Origin of the sequence: Kosakonia sp. MUSA4, assembly GCF_013085925.1 — a bacterium.
Taxonomy (GTDB): domain Bacteria; phylum Pseudomonadota; class Gammaproteobacteria; order Enterobacterales; family Enterobacteriaceae; genus Kosakonia; species Kosakonia sacchari_B.
On the sequence record NZ_CP025697.1, the window covers coordinates 2270532 to 2290005 of the forward strand.

A 19474-nucleotide genomic window follows, 5' to 3' on the forward strand; every position below is an offset into this window, starting at 1 on the left:
ATGCGAGGTTTCCGTGAGTGATTGGTATCGGCGTGTAACGGAATGTACAAACGTGATGTACTGCGCCGAAACGGGGGTTCCGGCGCGACGCCATCAGAGATAACGGCGGATCAAATGCTGGCGGAAATAATCGGCGTTCAACGCTTCGCCTGTTGCATTTTCAATGAGTTGCGAAGTGCTGAAGCGGCTACCGTGCTGCCAGATATTCTGCCGCAGCCAGTCGAACAGGGCGCTAAAATCACCTTGCGCAATGGCCTCATCAAGCGTTGGCAGGGCCACGCGTGCCGCATGGAAGAGCTGCGCGGCGTACATGGCGCCCAGCGTGTAGGAGGGGAAGTAACCGAATCCGCCGTCGGTCCAGTGAATATCCTGCATGCAGCCATTGCGGTAATTGCCTTCGGTAGAAAGCCCCAGCCAGGCCTGCATTTTTTCATTCCACAGTGCCGGAATATCCTCCACTTCAATATCGCCGTCGATCAGCGCGCGTTCGATTTCGTAACGCAGGATCACGTGCGCCGGATAGCTGACTTCATCGGCCTCAACACGGATATAGCCCGGTTTCACCCGCTGATTCCAGGCAATGAAATTGCCCTCTTCAAAGGCCGGTTGCATACCAAAGCGCTCGACAATCGACGGTTGCAGGCGGCGCAGGAACGCGTCGCTGCGCCCGAGTTGCATTTCAAAGAACAGACTTTGCGATTCATGAATCGCCGTGGATCGCGCCAGCGCGATCGGCTGGCCCGCCCAGGCTCGCGGCAGATTTTGTTCGTAACGGGCGTGACCGGTTTCATGCACCACGCCGAACAGCGCACTCAGCAGTTCATTTTCGTCGTAGCGCGTGGTAATGCGCACATCTTCCGGTACGCCGCCGCAGAAGGGATGCGCACTGACATCAAGACGCCCACCGTTGAAATCGAAGCCCAGCACCTGCATCGCCTGCAATCCCAGCTCGCGCTGCACAGCCTGCGGGAACGGCCCTTGCGGCGCAATCAGCGTGTGCTGCGCCTGTTTCGCCACCGCGCGGTTCAGCAGATCCGGCAGCCAGCTTTTCACCTCGCCAAACAGTTCATCCAGGCGGGCGCTGGTCATGTCCGGTTCAAATTTATCGAGCAGCGCATCATATGGTGAACAGCCTTTGGCCGCCGCGCGTAAGCCGGCCTCTTCGCGGGTAAGCTTGACCACCTCCTTCAGGTTGGCGCTGAAACCTGCCCAGTCATTCGCCGGACGCTGCGTGCGCCAGGCGTGCTCGCATTTGCTGCCTGCCAGCGACTGTGCTTCGACCAGCGCTTCCGGGAGCAGCGCCGCCTGCTGGTAGTGACGCGTCATTTCGCGCAGGTTTGCCTGTTCAATATCGTCCAGCGTCTCCTGCTTTGCCGCCTGTAACCACTGGCCGACACGCTTATCCGTCAGGATCTGGTGTCGCAGTACGCTGAGTTCAGCCAGCGCTTCGCCGCGTGCGGCGCTACCGGCTGGCGGCATCATGGTGAACATGTCCCAACTGGCGATGGCGGAGAGGTGGGAGAAGCGCGACAGGCGCTGGAAAGTGCGGGTGAGTTGCTGGTAGTTCTGCTTGTCCATAATGCCTCGGTTTTCGTTAGCGTTTTTTCTCTAACTACCTGAAACAGTAGTCCGGCTTTCATTTTGCCAGTTTGTACCATAATAGAAGTATAAGGTTTTTACACCCACAGAAGAGACAGCAGAGTGACAACCATAAATCCTTTTGTCTGGATCATTTTTGCCCTGATGGCACTGGATGCCGTGCGTGAACTGGTTGGCGCAACCTCGATTTTGAGCCTCTTTTAACGCTCATCCACCCATACGGAGCAAAAAAAGCCCCGCATACGCGAGGCTCTCTTTCGTCGTTCATTAACGCAAACGAGAGTGGAGCCTGCTACCCACCAGAATGGCAATCAGCAGCATCAACGCAATAAAGCCGCCGACGCCATTCCAGCCATAGCTGTGCCAGAAAACCCCGCCCAGCGTCCCGGCCACGCTGGAACCCAGATAGTAGCTGAATAAATAGAGCGACGAGGCCTGGCCTTTGGCGCGCCGCGCGCGCGGGCCGATCCAGCTACTGGCGACGGAGTGCGCGGCAAAAAAACCGGCGGTGAACAACAGCATGCCCGGAAAAATCAGCCACAGCGAAGAGAAGAGGGTCAGCAGCAGCCCGAACAGCATGATGGCGGAGGAGCCGATCATCACCGGGCCGCGACCATATTTGCTGGTCATCGCCCCCGCGCGTGGCGAACTCCAGGTGCCGGTTAAATAGGCCACTGACAGCAGGCCGACGACCGTCTGGCTCAGCGACCACGGTGACAGCATCAGTCGGTAACCGATGTAGTTAAACAGCGTAACGAACGATCCCATCAGCAAAAAGCCTTCAAGGAACAGCAGCGGCAGCCCTTTATCGCGCAAGTGCAGATGGAGGTTGATCAGCAAGGTTTTTGGGCGCAGCGAAGTGGGGCGAAAATGGCGCGATTCCGGCAGGATTTTCCAGAACATCAGCGCCGATGCCAGCGCGCAGCAGCCAATTACTGCTACCGCAATTCGCCAGTTAAAGAAGTCGGTAAACACGCCGCTAATCAGACGGCCGCTCATGCCGCCAATCGAGTTGCCGCTAATGTACAACCCCATTGAGAAGGCGACAAAGCTCGGATGGATCTCCTCGCTTAAATAGGTCATCCCGACTGCCGCTACACCGCTCAGCGACAGGCCAACCAGCGCGCGCATCACCAGAATACCGTGCCAGCTTGTCATCATTGTTGACAGCAGGGTACAGCAGGAAGCGAGCAGCAGGGCGGTAACCATCACTTTTTTGCGCCCGATGGCGTCCGACAGCGGGCCGGTAAACAGCAGGCCAATCGCCAGCATGGCGGTGGAAATCGACAGCGAAATACTGCTGCTGGCAGGAGAGACGCCAAATTCATGGGACAACACCGGCAAAATCGGCTGCACGCAATAGAGCAGGGCAAAGGTTGCCAGCCCGGCGGAGAAGAGCGCCAGCGTGACGCGCATGAATTGGGGAGTACCACGTTTAATAAATTGTCCCGGCAATGCGACAGGAATTTCGTTGACAACACTTGCCGGTTCGGTGTCAACGGTTGTTGTACGACTCACTAGAGATCCTTACATTTCATACCCGTGATTCTGGCGACGGGCTTACCACAGACATAAGGGTATGAAAGGCGTAATATTCTGTCTAATATATTAATAATCTCAAATAATACTTTTAAAATATGAATATCGAACTGCGCCATCTGCGTTACTTTATCGCCGTTGCCGAGGAGCTGCATTTTGGGCACGCAGCGGCGCGGCTCAATATCTCCCAACCGCCGCTGAGCCAGCAGATCCAGTTGCTCGAACAGCAAGTCGGCGCGCGTCTTCTGGCACGCACCAACCGCAGCGTTGCGCTGACGCCCGCTGGCAAACAGTTTCTTGCCGACAGCCGGCAGATTTTAAGCCTGGTCGATGAAGCCGCCGCCCGAGCCGCCCGACTGCATCAAGGGGAAACCGGTGAATTGCGCATCGGCTTTACCTCTTCGGCGCCGTTTATTAAGGCGGTTTCCGATACGCTCTCATCGTTTCGCCAGCGCTACCCGGATGTGCATATTCAGACGCGGGAGATCAACACCCGCGAGCAAATTTCTCCCCTGAATGAAGGCTCGCTGGATTTGGGGCTGATGCGCAATACACCGCTGCCGGAAACGCTGGCATGGGAGGTGATTTTGCGTGAACCGCTGCTGGCGATGATCCACCGTGACCACCCGCTGGCGGCACGCAAGGCGGTGTCGCTGAAGGAACTGGCGCAGGAGCCGTTTGTTTTTTTCGATCCGCACGTCGGCACTGGCCTGTATGACGAGATCCTCGGACTGATGCGGCGTTATCAGTTAATCCCCACCATAACCCAGGAAGTGGGCGAAGCGATGACGATCATCGGCCTGGTGGCGGCCGGGCTGGGCGTCTCGATCCTCCCGGCGTCGTTTCACCGGGTGCAGCTCAATGAAATGCGCTGGGTGCCGATTATTGAAGCGGATGCGGTTTCAGAAATGTGGCTGGTGTGGGCAAAACATCATGAGCAGGGGACAGCAGCGGCGCGTTTCAAGCAGCAACTTCTGCGTGCCGCAATCGGCTGATTTTTACACATAAGTCATTGCAAAATGTGCTGTAACTCACAAGCCGGGGTAAAAATTTGACGGCGCCTGGTGAAGTGCTTCACCATAGCTGAACGTTTATTTCGAAGCGCGAAAATAAGGGAGTCAGAGGTGGTTGCTGATAGTCAGCCTGGGCATATTGATCAGATTAAGCAGACCAACGCAGGGGCGGTTTATCGCCTGATTGATCAGCTTGGCCCGGTTTCGCGCATCGATTTATCGCGTCTGGCGCAGCTCGCGCCGGCGAGCATTACCAAAATTGTGCGTGAAATGCTGGAAGCGCATCTGGTGCAGGAGACGGAGATCCAGGAACCGGGCAGCCGCGGGCGTCCGGCTGTCGGTCTGGTGGTAGAGACTGAAGCCTGGCACTATCTCTCGCTGCGTATTAGCCGCGGGGAGATATTTCTCTCGCTGCGCGATCTCAGCAGCAAGCTGGTGGTGGAAGACCGGCTGGAACTGCCGCTGGTCGATGATATGTCGCTGCTGGAGCGCATTATTCTCCTTATCGACAGCTTTTTTACCCGCCACCAGAACCGTCTGGAACGCCTGACCTCGATTGCCATCACGCTGCCGGGAATCATTGATACCGAGAATGGTATCGTTCACCGCATGCCGTTTTACACCGAAGTGAAAGATATGCCGCTGGGTGAAACGCTGGAGAAGCACACCGGCGTGCCGGTATACGTGCAGCACGACATCAGCGCGTGGACCATGGCCGAAGCGCTATTCGGCGCTTCACGCGGCGCGCGGGATGTGATTCAGGTGGTGATCGACCACAACGTTGGCGCCGGGGTGATCACCGACGGACGCTTGCTGCACGCGGGCAGCAGCAGCCTGGTGGAGATTGGACACACGCAGGTGGACCCTTACGGTAAGCGCTGCTATTGCGGCAACCACGGCTGCCTTGAAACCATTGCCAGCGTTGAAAGCGTGCTGGAACTGGCGCAGTTACGTATGAGCCAGTCGATGAGCTCAATGCTGCATCAGAAGCCGTTAACGGTGGAGTGGTTATGTCAGGCGGCACAGCAGGGCGATCTGCTGGCGAAAGATATCATCAGCGGCGTCGGGGCCAATATTGGTCGTATCCTTGCCATTATGGTGAATTTGTTCAACCCGCAAAAAATACTGATTGGCTCGCCGCTGAGCAAAGCGGCAGACATTCTCTTTCCCGCGATTGCCGATTGCATCCGCCAGCAGGCGTTACCGGCATACAGCAAGCATATTTCCGTTGAGAGTACCCAGTTCACCAATCAGGGCACGATGGCCGGTGCCGCGCTGGTAAAAGACGCGATGTATAACGGATCTTTGCTTATCCGTTTGTTGCAGGGGTAACATTTTTACACTGTTGTCGCAAAAATTGCGCTACCTCAAGCTGGGCCGATGATACTTATCTTAGACTTTCCCCACTGAATTATTCTCCTGGTTTATATTTTCGTAGAACAACGGTGGAAATCGAGATGCTTAAGCGTTTCTTTGTAACGGGTACAGACACTTCTGTCGGGAAGACAGTGGCATCCCGCGCGCTTCTCCAGGCGCTGGCTGCCAGCGGCAAAACAGTGGCAGGTTACAAACCTGTTGCGAAAGGAAGCAAAGAGACGCCGGAAGGATTGCGCAACAAAGACGCGCTGGTACTGCAAAGCGTTTCCTCGCTGGATTTACCTTATCAGGCGATAAACCCCATTGCTCTGAGCGAAGAGGAAAGTAGCGTTGCGCACAGTTGCCCCATCAATTACAGCCTGCTTTCTAACGGGCTGCTCAACCTGTGCGAAAAGGTCGATCACGTGGTGGTCGAGGGAACCGGCGGCTGGCGCAGCCTGATGAATGATTTACGCCCGCTCTCCGAGTGGGTGGTACAGGAGCAGATGGCGGTGGTGATGGTGGTGGGTATCCAGGAAGGCTGCATTAACCACGCTTTGCTGACTGCGCAGGCGATTGCCAGCGACGGTCTGCCGCTGATTGGCTGGGTGGCGAACCGTATCAACCCGGGGCTGGCGCATTACGCCGAAATTATCAATGTGCTGAGCAAAAAACTGCCTGCGCCGCTGGTGGGCGAGTTACCTTATCTGCCGCGCGCCGAGCAGCGCGATCTGGCGCAATATATCAATTTGCAGATGGCGACCGGCATGTTAGTCGCCGATCGCATCCTCGCCTGAAACAAGCCCCTCATCTGAGGGGTTTTTGTTACGCATTGCTGTGAATATTCAGTACCCGGCGCGTTCTGCCCGAACTTAAATACTCTGCAATATAGTCCTGCGAAATTTCACCGTTATAACGGCCGTCCTCATCGACAATCGGCATCCAGCTAGTGTTGCTTTCGTACAGCCGTGACAGCACCACGCGCAGGTTATCCTCCGCTTTCCCGGTAATGCGGAACGGATGCAGCAACTCGGAACAGCTGCCCGGCGCGTTTCGCGCTTCGCGACGTTTAACAAAGCCCAGCGGTTTACCCGCCGAATCCACGACGGTAATGGCGCGAATATCGTGGTCATCCATGGTGGCAAAGGCTTCCACCGCCGGAGTGGATTCCCGCACCGTAATCGTCGGCTGTTGATCGGTGACGTCGCCTGCGGAAACCAGCAGCAGCCGCTTCAGCGTGCGATCCTGGCCGACAAATGAACCGACAAATTCATTGGCCGGTTTGGCCAGCAGCTCATCCGGGCTGGCGCACTGAACTATGCGTCCCTGGCGGAACACCGCAATACGATCGCCAAGCTTCAGCGCTTCATCGATATCGTGGCTGACCAGCATGACGGTTTTTTTCAGCTTGCGCTGCATTTCAAGGAACTGGTTCTGGATCACTTCACGGTTGATGGGATCGACGGCGCCGAATGGCTCATCCATCAGCAGTACTGGCGGATCGGACGCCAGCGCGCGGATCACGCCAATGCGCTGCTGTTGGCCGCCGGACATTTCGCGCGGGTAGCGATGAAGGAATTTTTTCGCATCCAGCGCCACCATCTCCATTAACTCTTCGGCACGGCTTTTACAGCGTGCTTTGTCCCAGCCCAACATGCGCGGCACCACGGTAATGTTCTCTTCGATGGTCATGTTGGGAAACAGACCAATCTGCTGAATCACGTAGCCAATGTTGCGCCGCAGGGTGACGGTATCCATGGCGCTGGTGTCTTCGCCGTTGATGAAAATCGAGCCGCTGCTCGGTGCAATCAGGCGGTTGATCATCTTCAGCGTGGTGGTTTTACCGCAGCCGGAAGGGCCGAGCAGTACGCACATTTCACCTTCTGGTACATTCAGATTGACGTTATCGACAGCCTTAACGGTCTGGCTGTTTTTCTGCGTAAATTGTTTGGTCAGATTTTCCAGTTTAATCATTAGCGAATCCCCTTCGGCGTCAGCACCATTTGTAAGCGGTGCAATAACCAGTCGAGCACAATCGCGAGCACGCAAATCATCAGCGCACCGGCAATTAACATACGAATGTCGCTGCTGCCAATTCCGTTCAGCAACAACAATCCCAGGCCGCCTGCGCCAATGACGGCGGCAATGGCCATCACGCCGATATTCATTACCACAGCCGTACGGATACCGCCGAAAATCACCGGCAGCGCCATCGGAATGTCGACCCAGCGCAGGCGTTGCCAGAAGGTCATGCCGATGCCGCGTCCGGCTTCGCGCAGCTCCGGCGGCAGGCTATTCAGCGCCGTGTGCGTGTTACGCACAATCGGTAGCAGTGAATAGAGAAAGACGGCGGTGATGGCGGGAAGGGCGCCAATCCCCTGACCGATCAGCGAAAACAGCGGGATCATCAACCCGAACAGGGCAATTGACGGAATGGTCAGCACCAGCGTTGCCAGCCCGAGAACCGGTGTCGCCAGCCACTTATGGCGCACAATCAGAATGCCGAGCGGAACGCCGATGACAATCGCCAGGCCAACGGCCAGCAGTACCAGCCACAAATGCTGGAAGGTAAGGCTTGCCAGATAGCCTGCGTTGTCCATCATGTAATGAATCGTCTCCATAGGCTCTCCTTACAACAACCCTTTTTCATGCAGGAAATCGTGGGCGACTTGCTGCGGTGTCTGGTGGTCAATATCCACTTTGGCGTTAAGCGTCATAATGACGTCGTTATTTAACAGCCCCGAAAGGGTGTTCAGCGCCTCTTCCAGCCCCGGATTGGCTTGCAGCGTATCTTCACGCACCACAGGCGTGACCGCATAACTCGGGAAGAAACCTTTGTCATCTTCCAGCACTTTGAGATCGAAGCCTTTCACGCGCCCGTCGGTGGTGTAGACCAGCCCGGCATCGACAAAGCCATCGCGGATGGCGTTATAGACCAGCCCCGGATCCATCTGGCGGATTTGCGGGCGATCCAGCTCCATTGCATAAGCCTGTTGCAGGGGTTTCATGCCGTCGCTGCGCCCGGCGAACTCCAGATCCAGCCCCAGCAGCCAGTTGTGTTTGGGATCGGTTTTACGGATCTGTTCAATCTTCGCCACCATCTGCGACAGGGTGGTGATGTGTTCGGCATCCGCCCGCTTACGCTGCATAGCAAAGGCGTAGGTGTTATTCATGTTGGCCGGTTTCAGCCACACCAGGCCGTGTTTAGCGTCGAGGCGTTTTACCGTCTCGTAAGACTCCTGCGGCGACATGCGCTGGTTAATGTGGTTGAAGATAATCAGCGAGGTGCCGGTGTACTCCCATGTCATATCGATTTGCTTGTTGATCATCGCATTACGTGAGATCACCGTGGCGATATTGGTCTGCGGCTGCACCTGGAAACCGCGTTTTTGCAGATACTGCACGGTCATCGCCGACAAGATGTGCTGCTCGGTAAAACTTTTGGTCGCCAGAATCAGCGGCGCGGCGTGCGCGCTGGCGGAAAATAAGGCCGCAGCGGCAAGCGCGCCGAGCAAGCGGGTCAATCGTTTCATCAGGTTCCCTCTTGTTGTTATCAGGCCGTGTGCGGGCTAAGGAAGCGGCCCAGCGCCGCCAGCAGGGTGTCGAGGATCAGGGCGAACAGCGCGGTGGCCGCCGCGCCTAAAATCAGCGTGGGAAAGTCGTTCAGGTAGATTCCCGGAAAGATCAGCTCGCCGTAGCTGTTGGCGCCAATCAGAAATGCCAGCGGAGCCGTCCCAACATTGATGGCGGTGGCAATACGCACCCCGGAGAGGATCACCGGCATGGCAGTGGGGATCTCCACCTGGCGCAGGCGCTGCCATTTGGTCATACCGATGCCGTTCGCCGCTTCAATTAACGACGCGGGCACCGAGCACAGACCGGCGTAGGTGTTACGCACAATCGGCAGCAGCGACGCGAGGAACAGCGCAATGATCGCAGGCGTATCGCCAATGCCGATCACCACCATTGCCAGCGCCAGAACGGCGAGCGGCGGCAGCGTATTACCGACATTAAAGATTTGCATCACGTGTTCCGCCACGCCGCGCGCGGCCGGACGGCTGAGCGCGATACCGCTCGGAATACCGACCAGCAGGGCGAAGAACATTGAGCTGAACACCAGAATCAGGTGCTGCTGCCCGAGATAAAGCAGATCGACCTGGCGGGCTTTGAGGGTGTCCAGACCAATTCCCCAGGTCAGCAGGGTCAGAACAATGGCGATCCCGACGATAAACAGCAGGGTGCGGTTAAGTACGGATAATTGCATGGCATGTATCTCCCTGATTGCATGCGTTATGGCAACGGGCGTTGCGTGTTGTTATGCCATGTTCGGCAGGGTGAACTGACCTATAGCAAGCACCAGGGAAGGATTCCAGTGAAGGGCGCATTTCCTTTCCGCCCGGCTGGCGAGGAGGCGTGACGCCAGACCTGATGAGGTCACGGTTGCGAACCGTAAGTAATGAATTGTCTTAAAAACGCAGTATCAAAGTGACATTGTCACATGCGGGTTAAAGGGAAGTGTGAAAATCCCGGCGGTTACACCGGGAAAGGATTAACGAAACAGCGGTTTTTGCGCGACCGGGATCAGTAAGCGAGATTGCCACTGCGCGAGCGTCAATTGCGCCAGTTTTCCGGCAGCGCGCCAGAACGGATGCTGCGCTTCGTCGGTAAACACCGTCAAAAAACGCCCGGCCCACGGCAGCAGATGCCAGGCCAGTAGCCGATCGCAGGCGGAGGTATTTCCTTCTTCAGCCAGCCATGCCGCCAGTAATAGCAGTGCGCCAAAGTGATCCTCCGGCTCATTTTGCTGGCTGTCGAAGGCGATATTGTTTTCCCGCATCCACTGGCGCAGCGCCAGCGTGGAATCGCCAAACAGCACAGATTCTTTATCCAGCCATACGGAACCCCACGGCGGCGCGGGCAGCGCCCACGGGCCAATAAACAGGCGCTGCCAGGCTTCAAACAGCGGTTCGTCACACGGAGCGGCGAACTCAGCCACCAGCGGAGTAAGGTCGCTTTGCGGGAGCGGCCACTGTTCTGCCCAGTCGCCCCGCGTGAACGCGGCAATCAGCGGCTGGCACTGCTCGCTCTGCGGCGGGTAGTAAAACAGCGCGCCCAGCACGCGGGCGGTCACGATAAAATTTTCAGCGGTTAGGTCAGTCATGTTTGATCCTGAAAAATGGCCGGATGGCGCGGTGTTTATCCGGCCTGCGCATCATGCGGCACACGCAGGCCGGGTGCGAACATCATCAACCGGCAACGGCGACGCCTACGGTCATATGCAGCCCATAGAAAAGGCCGCGCCCGATCACTTCCCCGGCGGCGACCAGCACGATGCCAAGCAGCAGACTAAGCGCCTGCGGCTGTTTACGCATCACCAGCGGGCAGATCCAGCAGCCCAGACCGAGCGCAACCAGCAGTAGCCGCACCACTTGCAGCATAGCGTAATCCGGTACCAGCGCGACCGCCTGCTGGACGGAACTGTGGATCTCACCCAGTTGCTGGCTTTGCAGCATCACGACGGCAATGCTGGCAATAAACGCCGCAACGCTTAACGCGGCGAAGCGCGAGGCGCGAAAACGGATACCCGCCAGACGCAGCAGCAGCGCGGCCAGCAGCGGGCCGCCCACCAGCATAGTCAGGAAAAATGCCGCCGTGGTGTAGCCGTTATGCCAGGTTGGCACGGTGTCGATTTGGTAGACCCGCGTCATGGCCCAGACAAACAGCACGCCAAGCAACATGCTGATCGCCAGCCAGATGCGGCTTAAGCTGGCGGGCATTTTCCCCAGCCAGCTTACCAGCCACCAGAAACCACCGACGGCGAAGAAGAGAGAACCGGCAGCGATTTCATTACTGAGCGCCGATGCACCGACGCGGTTCAGCGAGTTAAAGGCGCGCAGAGGCGAGCCCAGGTGCATCATGGAGGCGATAAAACCAATGCCCATCAGCACCCACAGGAGAACCTGGCTGCGTACAATGCGCACTTGTCCGATGCGATCGTCGTTGGCGTTCATCCAGACGATACCGCTTACAATCAGGCCGCCAGCCACACACTGACCCAGTACCGTAAACAGTACCAGCGGCCATTCATGCCATCCGTTTCCCATCTCATACCTCCTGCGGATTGGCCAGATAGCCGGTGGTATCACCCGTCGGGCGGCTATTGGCGTTAGGTTTGATCACGATATTCGGCCGGGTAAAGTGCGCTGCCGGGAATGGCGCGACCGCGGCGAGCGAACCGTGCTGCTTGCGCAGTTCCTCGATTGGGCCGAAATCCAACGCGCGCAGCGGGCAGGATTCGACGCAGATGGGTTTTTTCCCCTCTGCAACACGATCGTGGCAGCCGTCGCACTTGGTCATGTGTCCCTTCGCGGCATTGTATTGCGGCGCGCCGTAGGGGCAGGCCATATGGCAGTAGCGGCAGCCGATGCAGACATCTTCGTCCACCACCACAAAACCATCTTCACGCTTATGCATCGCGCCGCTTGGGCACACTTTGGTACAGGCCGGATCTTCACAATGGTTGCAGGAGATAGAAAGGTAGTAAGCAAAGACGTTCTGATGCCAGATACCGTTATCTTCCTGCCAGTTGCCGCCAGCGTATTCATACACGCGGCGAAAGCTGACATCCGGGGTTAAGTCTTTGTAATCTTTACAGGCCAGCTCGCAGGTTTTGCAACCGGTGCAACGGCTGGAGTCAATAAAAAATCCATACTGAGTTGTCATCGGTTACTCCTCAAACCTTCTGAATATCGACCAGATTGGTATGCTGTGGGTTGCCTTTCGCCAGCGGCGACGGGCGGTGGGTGGTCAGCGTATTCATGCAGCCGCCGTGATCGACACGGTCACCGTCCATGTTGGCCTGGTGCCAGGCGCCCTGGCCCAGGGCACTGACGCCCGGCATGATGCGCGGTGTTACTTTCGCCGCAATGCGCACTTCGCCGCGCTCGTTAAAGACGCGCACCATATCGCCATGCTTGATACCGCGACGCTCGGCATCAATGGGGTTGATCCACACTTCCTGGCGGCAGGCCTCTTTCAGCACATCAATGTTGCCGTAGCTGGAGTGCGTACGGGCTTTGTAGTGGAACCCGAACAGTTGCAACGGGAATTTCTCGCGCGCCGGATCGTCCCAGCCTTCAAAGGTTGAGGCGTAAACCGGCAGCGGACTGATGACTTCGTCTTTCTCCAGCTCCCAGCTGTTGGCGATTTTCGCCAGTTGGCTGGAGTAGATTTCAATTTTGCCAGAGGGCGTTTTCAGCGGGTTAGCGACCGGATCATCGCGGAATTTTTTGTAGGCGACAAAGTGTCCGTTCGGATCTTTACGCTTATAAATCCCCATCGCTTTGAGCGCTTCATAGGAGGGCAACTGCGGATCTTTGGCGACCATTTTGGCGTACAGATACTTCAGCCACTCTTGCTGGGTGCGGCCTTCGGTGAACTTCTGGTAGATATCCGGCCCCAGACGACGGGCGATTTCGCTGGTAATCCAGTAGATCGGTTTGCGCTCGAATTTCGGCGCGGTGACCGGCTGCAGGAAGATCAGATAACCCATATTTCCTGCGTAGTCGTTCGGAATAATGTCTTCCTGTTCAACGGTCATCAGATCCGGCAGCAGAATGTCGGCATACATCGCCGAAGAGGTCATAAAGTTCTCAATGACCACAATCATTTCGCATTTGCTGTCGTCCTGCAGGATGTCATGGGTTCGGTTGATATCGCCGTGCTGATTGGTGATGGTGTTACCGGCGTAGTTCCAGATGAATTTGATCGGCACATCGAGTTTATCTTTGCCGCGCACACCGTCGCGTTTGGCGGTCATTTCCGGGCCGCGGGCAATGGCATCCGTCCAGGTAAAGCAGGAGATCGACGTTTTCACCGGGTTTTGCGGCATCGGCATACGTTCGATGGTAATGGTGTAAGTGGATTCACGCGCGCCGCTGTTGCCGCCGTTAATGCCCACGTTACCGGTGAGGATCGGCAGCATGGCGATGGCACGCGAAGTCAACTCGCCGTTGGCCTGACGCTGCGGCCCCCAGCCCTGACAAATATAGGCCGGTTTGGCGCTGCCAATTTCCCGCGCCAGCTTAATAATTTTATCGGCCGGAATACCGGTAATGCGCGACGCCCACTGCGGCGTTTTGGCGATACCATCATCGCCCTGACCGAGGATATACGCTTTGTAGTGGCTGTTGGCAGGCGCATCGGCTGGCAGGGTTTTCTCATCGTAACCGACGCAATATTTGTCGAGGAACGGCTGGTCAACGAGGTTTTCGCTGATCAATACCCAGGCCATGCCCGCGACCAGTGCGGCATCGGTACCCGGACGAATCGGTACCCACTCATCTTCGCGTCCGGCAGCCGTATCGGTATAGCGCGGATCGATAACAATCATCCGCGCATTCGAGCGTTCACGCGCCTGTTCAAGAAAGTAAGTGATGCCGCCGCCGCTCATGCGGGTTTCCGCCGGGTTGTTGCCGAACATCACCACCAGTTTGGTGTTTTCGATATCCGAGGTGCTGTTACCGTCGTTGGAGCCGTAGGTATAAGGCATCGCACAGGAGATTTGCGCGGTGCTGTAAGTACCGTACTGGTTAAGAAAACCGCCGTATAGCGCCATCAGACGGGCAACGACCGAAGCGGAGGGCGAAGAGCGGGTAATATTGCCGCCGACGATGCCGGAAGAGTAGTTAATGTAAACCGCTTCGTTACCGTATTTCTGCACCACGCTTTTCAGGCTGTTGGCAATCGTATCGAGGGCTTCGTCCCAGCTAATGCGCACGAACTTGCCTTCACCGCGTTTGCCCACGCGCTTCATCGGGTAGTTAAGACGATCCGGATGGTTGATGCGGCGGCGAATCGAACGCCCGCGCAGGCAGGCGCGGACCTGGTGGTTACCGTAAACATCATCGCCGGTATTATCGGTTTCCACCCAGTACACTTCGTCATCGCGCACATGCAAACGCAGGGCGCAGCGGCTACCACAGTTTACTGAGCAGGCGCCCCAGACGACTTTATCGGGCGCAGGTTGCATGGCTTGTTGTACGGCGGCTGCGGCGGAGCGCATGCCGAAAGGAAGGGAAATTGCACCCGCTGCGAGCGCAAGCGATCCCAACGCAGTAGATTTCACCAACGTTCGTCGGCTGATCCCCCCCTGGTGTTCAGTGTCGGACATAGCTCACTCCATTATTATTTATAATAAAAAGAAATTACCCGCTCATATTAGAAGCAGGCTAATGAAGTGCTTATGGTAATCCTTTGGGGGTACGTAGTTTTTAACCACGATCAACTGCAGGGGAGTCCCCCTGATATTCAGGGGGATTATGTTTTATTGTGTGCCGGCGCCCTGATCGTTCTGTGGGGCAGCGCCGCTGTTGCGGGTGTAGAGAATTTTGTAGGTGTCATTCGCACAGTGGCCCACCACCTGCGAACCGGCCTGGTCTGCCTGGTCATTCGGCACAATTGTCAGGCTGAATCCCGATTTCGGGACGCCATTATTAATGATGCGCTGCTGAATATCCGCCTTGACCCGCTCGCATGAATCGGGCGCAGCAAAGGCAGGAACCGCGCCCGCCAGCAGTAATGCACATAACCAACGTGAATATTGCATTCTCATCTCCTTCAGTTTTGCCCGCAGTAAGCTTAGCAGTTTCCGCACCAGGTCCGGGTAAATCTCTGAATTATCTGACGATGCGATCGCGGATGCGGCAGTAACGTTATCTGCGCTGGCACACATAGCCGCCGTGGTTTTACGGCCGCTCCGGCTACTAAATGTGGTGGGCAGCCGGTATTCGCTGGCCGGTTTTAGGCCGTAAGACAAATAAGTGTTTGCCCGACTATGTAAAGATTTTGCTAAGATAGGCGCAATCCAGAAGAAAAATGTGGTGAACCCATTGAAAAAACAGCTATTGCTCATCGCTGTGGTGACATTGCTCGCCGGATGTGATGACGCGAAGGAACCGGTATCGTTTACGCCAGAGATGGCGAGCTTCTCCAATGAATTCGATTTTGATCCGCTGCGTGGCCCGGTGAAAGAGTTCAGCCAGACGCTGTTAAATGAGAAGGGCGAAGTCACCAAACGCGTCAGCGGAACAATGTCGAAAGAGGGCTGTTTCGATACGCTGGAGCTGCACGATCTGGAGAACAACAGCGGCGTCGCGCTGGTGCTGGATGCCAATTATTATCTCGATGCGGAAACGAAAGAGAAGCGGCTGCGCTTGCAGGGTAAATGCCAGTTAGCTGAGTTTCCGGCGGCGGGCGTGACGTGGGACACCGATGACAACGGTTTTGTCGTGCTGGCGACCGGGAAAGAGATGGAAGTGAAATACCGTTACGATGAGGAAGGTTATCCGCTGGGCAAATCCACGACCTCAAAGGACGAGCATCTGACGGTGGCCTCGACGCCTTCCAAAGACAAACGGAAAAAACTCGATTACACATCGCTCAGCACGCTGAATGACAAGCCGCTCGGCAGCGTGAAACAGACCTGCGACTACGACAACCACGACAATCCGTTGAGCTGCTCGCTGGAAGTTGTCGATCTGAGCGCTTCTCCGCAGGTTACCCACAAATACAGCATCAAAAATACCATCGCCTATTATTGATGCAGACCACCGCCGCGCTGGCTGCGCGGTAGTGGCAGGCGGTTCATGGCCGTCATAGCAATGAGTTCCTGAGACGGTTGTTTTAGGGGCGCGTAATCATCACGGGTTTTATTGCAAAATAATCTGTAGAGAATTAACTGGATACTGGCAGAGTTCAGCCACCAGAGGCGGCTGGCGTGGCCGTATTCTGACAGAGTCAGAACATCACGGACGATAACAAGCTGCTGGAGACAGCATCTACGCTGTCTGACGGCCTGTTAATGACTTACCAAATGAGATCCGCGCACCATGAGTAAAAGCCCGTCGCTCGCTATGGTCGATCCAGAAAGTCCTCATCACGTCAGCTTCCGGGAAGCATTTTTATTCTGGCTGAAGCTGGGATTTATCAGTTTTGGCGGCCCGGCAGGGCAAATATCCATCATGCATCAGGAACTGGTGGAAAACCGGCGCTGGATCTCAGAACAACGTTTTCTGCACGCATTGAACTACTGCATGGTATTACCAGGGCCTGAAGCGCAGCAGCTGGCAACGTATATCGGCTGGCTGATGCATCGTACCTGGGGCTTACGCCGTACTGCCTTACATTTATCAGGGGGCAGTCGTTAATTATCAGTGGCTAACCCCTACGCAGATGATTGACGGTCTGGCGTTGGGCGAAACCACTCCCGGTCCTTTAATTATGGTTGTCGCCTTTGTCGGATTCGTCGGCGGATATGCCAATACCGTGTTTGGGCCGGATCATCTTTTCCTCGGGGGAGCGGTTGCCGCAATACTGGTTACCTGGTTCACCTTCCTGCCTTCTTTTTTATTTATTTTTGCCGGTGGACCTTTTATTGAAACAACGCACAACGATATCAAATTCACCGCGCCACTCACGGCGATAACAGCCGCTGTCGTCGGCGTCATTCTCAATCTGGCGCTGTTCTTTGGTTATCACGTGCTGTGGCCGCAAGAGTTTGCTGGCAACGTCGACTGGACGGCCGCCCTGATTGTTCTGGCTGCGGCAATTGCTCTGTTTCGCTTTAAAGCAAAAGTGACGCATGTCATTGCCGGTTGCGCGGTTGTGGGACTGACTCTTCACCTGCTGTTTCTTTCATAATATGGGTGCCGGCAAAGTTTTTACCTGATATCCGGCGCTGGGCGACGCGAGAGTTTTATGTTCAAGAGGATGAAGGCGGGAAGACGGGCGCGGTGCGCGCCCGGTGAAATTATTGAATTTGACGACCGGTACGACGATCGAGGCAGCGCTGAGTATTGGGTTCCCAGTACGCGTTAAAGTTGCTGCTTTTCTGGCAGTTGTCCTGCGCGTCAAATGCCACATCGGTTTTGTCCCACTCTTTTTCGACGCGTTTATTCACTTTATGACGCAGCGTACGGGTGTCATTCCATTGCTCTTTTTCCATCGCCGCAGATTGACGGGTTTGTGCGTTGTCGCCCGATTCGATAATCAGACGGTTGGTTTCTGCCATTGCGGAGGTGGTGTACACGATGGCACCCAGCGTCAGCATTGCGGTCAGGCACAGGCGTTTGCTAAGTGTAGTTGTCATTGCGATATCCTTAAATTGAGGGAGAAACGGGTAGCCCACATCTCTCTATTCTATGCGATCTCAGCCTGCCAGCATACCGGGGCGGCGCCCACTCTCAGAACATTATCGGGTATGATGGTTCAACCAATCATGAATAATAGTGCCAGAAATGCTCAAAACGACGCTGCTTTTTTTTGCTACCGCGCTGTGTGAAATCCTGGGTTGCTTCCTGCCCTGGCTGTGGTTAAAACGCGGCGCGACGCCGCTTCTGCTGGTGCCTGCGGCGCTGGCGTTGGCGCTGTTTGTCTGGCTGTTAACGCTGCATCCGGCGGCCAGCGGGCGAGTTTATGCGGCTTACGGCGGCGTGTATGTCTGCACGGCGCTTATCTGGCTGCGCGTAGTGGATGGCGTGAAGCTGAGTCTTTATGACTGGCTGGGCGCTGTTGTGGCGATGTGCGGTATGTTAATCATTGTCGCCGGATGGGGGCGTGCTTAACTAATTCGTTAATATTTTGTGATCATTCGCGTGTTTTTTGATCGTTATACTTGTATGGTAGTTATCTGATTGCGTAAGTTTTCTGCATCACATTACGTTGATGTAAGGAAACCCGCATGAAAATCACTGGCGCTGAGGTTTTTGTTACCTGCCCGGGGCGCAACTTTGTCACATTAAAAATCACCACTGAAGCGGGGATCATCGGCCTTGGCGACGCCACGCTGAATGGCCGCGAACTCTCCGTTGCTTCCTACCTGAAAGATCATTTGTGCCCGCAACTTATTGGCCGCGACGCGCAGCGCATTGAAGATATCTGGCAATTTTTCTACAAAGGCGCTTACTGGCGGCGCGGTCCGGTGACCATGTCGGCTATCTCCGCCATTGATATGGCGCTGTGGGATATTAAAGCCAAAGCCGCCAACATGCCGCTCTACCAGTTGCTTGGCGGCGCTTCCCGTGAAGGGGTGATGGTTTATTGCCATACCACCGGCCACACCATTAACGAGGTGCTGGAAGATTACGCGCGGCACAAAGAGATGGGGTTTAAAGCCATCCGCGTGCAGTGTGGCGTGCCGGGAATGAAAACCACCTACGGCATGGCAAAAGGCAAAGGCCAGGCGTATGAACCGGCCACCAAAGGCCAGTGGCCGGAAGAGCAGCTCTGGTCGACGGAAAAATACCTCGATTTCACGCCGAAACTGTTTGACGCCGTGCGCAGTAAATTCGGGTTCGACGAACATCTGCTGCATGACATGCACCACCGTCTGACGCCCATTGAAGCCGCGCGTTTCGGCAAAAGCATCGAACCTTTTCGCCTGTTCTGGATGGAAGATCCCACTCCGGCTGAAAACCAGGCTTGCTTCCGGTTAATCCGCCAACACACCGTCACCCCTATTGCCGTCGGCGAAGTGTTCAACAGTATCTGGGATTGCAAGCAGCTGATTGAAGAGCAACTGATCGACTATATCCGCACCACGATCACCCATGCCGGTGGCATTACGGGTATGCGGCGCATTGCGGATTTCGCCTCGCTCTATCAGGTACGTACCGGCTCGCACGGCCCGTCAGATCTTTCGCCGATTTGCCATGCGGCAGCCCTCCATTTTGATTTGTGGGTGCCCAACTTTGGTGTGCAGGAATATATGGGTTACTCCGAACAGATGCTGGAGGTGTTCCCGCACAGTTGGCGCTTTGATCAAGGCTATATGCACCCCGGCGATCAACCCGGTCTGGGCATCGTTTTTGACGAAAAACTGGCGGCGAAATACCCCTACGATCCCGCGTATCTGCCGGTCGCGCGGCTGGAAGATGGCACGTTGTGGAACTGGTAACAGAGGAAAGCAA

Annotated in this window: 19 protein-coding genes and 1 pseudogene; 8 read left to right on the forward strand and 12 right to left on the reverse strand. The window is 56.0% G+C overall.

The features are described 5' to 3' along the window. Nucleotides 1-93: 93 nt before the first annotated feature. Entirely contained in the window at nt 94-1578 is a 1485-nt protein-coding gene (locus C0557_RS10870) for a carboxypeptidase M32 (protein WP_208658440.1), read from the reverse strand. Between the two features lie 123 nt (nt 1579-1701). Between C0557_RS10870 and C0557_RS27280 the strand changes: the two genes are divergently transcribed. Continuing rightward, nucleotides 1702-1803 (forward strand): KPN_01571 family protein, encoded by a 102-nt coding sequence (locus C0557_RS27280; protein ID WP_227135680.1) that lies wholly within the window; start codon nt 1702-1704, stop codon nt 1801-1803. A gap of 63 nt (nt 1804-1866) precedes the next feature. Here C0557_RS27280 and C0557_RS10875 read toward each other — a convergent pair whose 3' ends face one another. Beyond that, nucleotides 1867-3117: an MFS transporter gene (locus tag C0557_RS10875; RefSeq protein ID WP_208658441.1), complete on the reverse strand. Its 1251-nt coding sequence runs from the start codon at nt 3115-3117 to the stop codon at nt 1867-1869. 119 nt (nt 3118-3236) lie between these two features. Here C0557_RS10875 and C0557_RS10880 point away from each other — a divergent pair, with 119 nt between their 5' ends. The 3 genes from C0557_RS10880 to bioD all read left to right on the forward strand — a co-directional run bounded on the left by C0557_RS10880 (nt 3237) and on the right by bioD (nt 6304). Next, nucleotides 3237-4133 carry a LysR family transcriptional regulator gene (locus tag C0557_RS10880; protein ID WP_074779175.1) on the forward strand — a complete coding sequence of 299 codons (897 nt, stop codon included), beginning with the start codon at nt 3237-3239 and terminating at the stop codon, nt 4131-4133. 129 nt (nt 4134-4262) lie between these two features. Continuing rightward, complete coding sequence (gene mlc, locus C0557_RS10885) at nt 4263-5483, forward strand: sugar metabolism global transcriptional regulator Mlc (RefSeq protein WP_074779173.1); 1221 nt, start codon at nt 4263-4265, stop codon at nt 5481-5483. 125 nt (nt 5484-5608) lie between these two features. Beyond that, nucleotides 5609-6304, forward strand: a complete 696-nt coding sequence (gene bioD, locus C0557_RS10890; protein WP_064566691.1) for a dethiobiotin synthase — start codon at nt 5609-5611, stop codon at nt 6302-6304. A 28-nt stretch (nt 6305-6332) separates the two neighbouring features. Here the strand turns inward: bioD and osmV are convergent, their stop codons facing one another. From osmV to C0557_RS10935, 9 genes are all read right to left on the reverse strand, one after another. After that, nucleotides 6333-7481, reverse strand: coding sequence for a betaine/proline/choline family ABC transporter ATP-binding protein (gene osmV, locus C0557_RS10895; protein WP_208658442.1), 1149 nt, complete (start codon nt 7479-7481; stop codon nt 6333-6335). Then, on the reverse strand, nt 7481-8128 hold the full coding sequence (osmW, locus tag C0557_RS10900; RefSeq protein WP_208658443.1) for an ABC transporter permease: 648 nt from the start codon (nt 8126-8128) through the stop codon (nt 7481-7483). The genes osmV and osmW overlap by 1 nt, the downstream gene beginning before the upstream one ends. Nucleotides 8129-8137: 9 nt before the next feature. Continuing rightward, nucleotides 8138-9040: a glycine betaine ABC transporter substrate-binding protein gene (osmX, locus tag C0557_RS10905; protein WP_208658444.1), complete on the reverse strand. Its 903-nt coding sequence runs from the start codon at nt 9038-9040 to the stop codon at nt 8138-8140. A gap of 20 nt (nt 9041-9060) precedes the next feature. Further along, entirely contained in the window at nt 9061-9771 is a 711-nt protein-coding gene (osmY, locus tag C0557_RS10910; protein WP_208658445.1) for an ABC transporter permease, read from the reverse strand. Between the two features lie 285 nt (nt 9772-10056). Beyond that, nucleotides 10057-10668, reverse strand: coding sequence for a Tat proofreading chaperone DmsD (gene dmsD / locus C0557_RS10915; RefSeq protein WP_208658446.1), 612 nt, complete (start codon nt 10666-10668; stop codon nt 10057-10059). A gap of 85 nt (nt 10669-10753) precedes the next feature. After that, nucleotides 10754-11611 (reverse strand): dimethyl sulfoxide reductase anchor subunit family protein, encoded by an 858-nt coding sequence (locus C0557_RS10920; RefSeq protein ID WP_074779163.1) that lies wholly within the window; start codon nt 11609-11611, stop codon nt 10754-10756. Between the two features lies 1 nt (nt 11612). Beyond that, a complete protein-coding gene (locus C0557_RS10925; protein WP_043953652.1) occupies nt 11613-12230 on the reverse strand; it encodes a DMSO/selenate family reductase complex B subunit in 618 nt (205 codons plus the stop codon). A gap of 10 nt (nt 12231-12240) precedes the next feature. Further along, nucleotides 12241-14679, reverse strand: coding sequence for a selenate/tellurate reductase subunit YnfE (ynfE, locus tag C0557_RS10930; protein ID WP_208658447.1), 2439 nt, complete (start codon nt 14677-14679; stop codon nt 12241-12243). Nucleotides 14680-14832: 153 nt separating this feature from the next. Then, nucleotides 14833-15114, reverse strand: coding sequence for a DUF1161 domain-containing protein (locus C0557_RS10935; protein ID WP_208658448.1), 282 nt, complete (start codon nt 15112-15114; stop codon nt 14833-14835). 283 nt (nt 15115-15397) lie between these two features. Here C0557_RS10935 and C0557_RS10940 point away from each other — a divergent pair, with 283 nt between their 5' ends. Both C0557_RS10940 and C0557_RS10945 read left to right on the forward strand, forming a co-directional pair. Further along, nucleotides 15398-16108: a YnfC family lipoprotein gene (locus C0557_RS10940; protein ID WP_208662904.1), complete on the forward strand. Its 711-nt coding sequence runs from the start codon at nt 15398-15400 to the stop codon at nt 16106-16108. A 288-nt stretch (nt 16109-16396) separates the two neighbouring features. Beyond that, nucleotides 16397-17207, forward strand: a pseudogene (locus C0557_RS10945) (chromate transporter). Nucleotides 17208-17316: 109 nt separating this feature from the next. Here the strand turns inward: C0557_RS10945 and C0557_RS10950 are convergent. Next, nucleotides 17317-17655 (reverse strand): DUF1283 family protein, encoded by a 339-nt coding sequence (locus tag C0557_RS10950; protein ID WP_074779153.1) that lies wholly within the window; start codon nt 17653-17655, stop codon nt 17317-17319. A gap of 148 nt (nt 17656-17803) precedes the next feature. On the opposite strand from C0557_RS10950, the gene C0557_RS10955 reads away from it, so the two are divergent. Continuing rightward, the gene (locus C0557_RS10955; RefSeq protein ID WP_043953648.1) at nt 17804-18130 is read left to right on the forward strand and encodes a YnfA family protein; all 327 of its coding nucleotides are present in this window, start codon (nt 17804-17806) and stop codon (nt 18128-18130) included. A 116-nt stretch (nt 18131-18246) separates the two neighbouring features. After that, complete coding sequence (manD, locus tag C0557_RS10960) at nt 18247-19461, forward strand: D-mannonate dehydratase ManD (protein ID WP_208658449.1); 1215 nt, start codon at nt 18247-18249, stop codon at nt 19459-19461. Nucleotides 19462-19474: the final 13 nt, after the last annotated feature.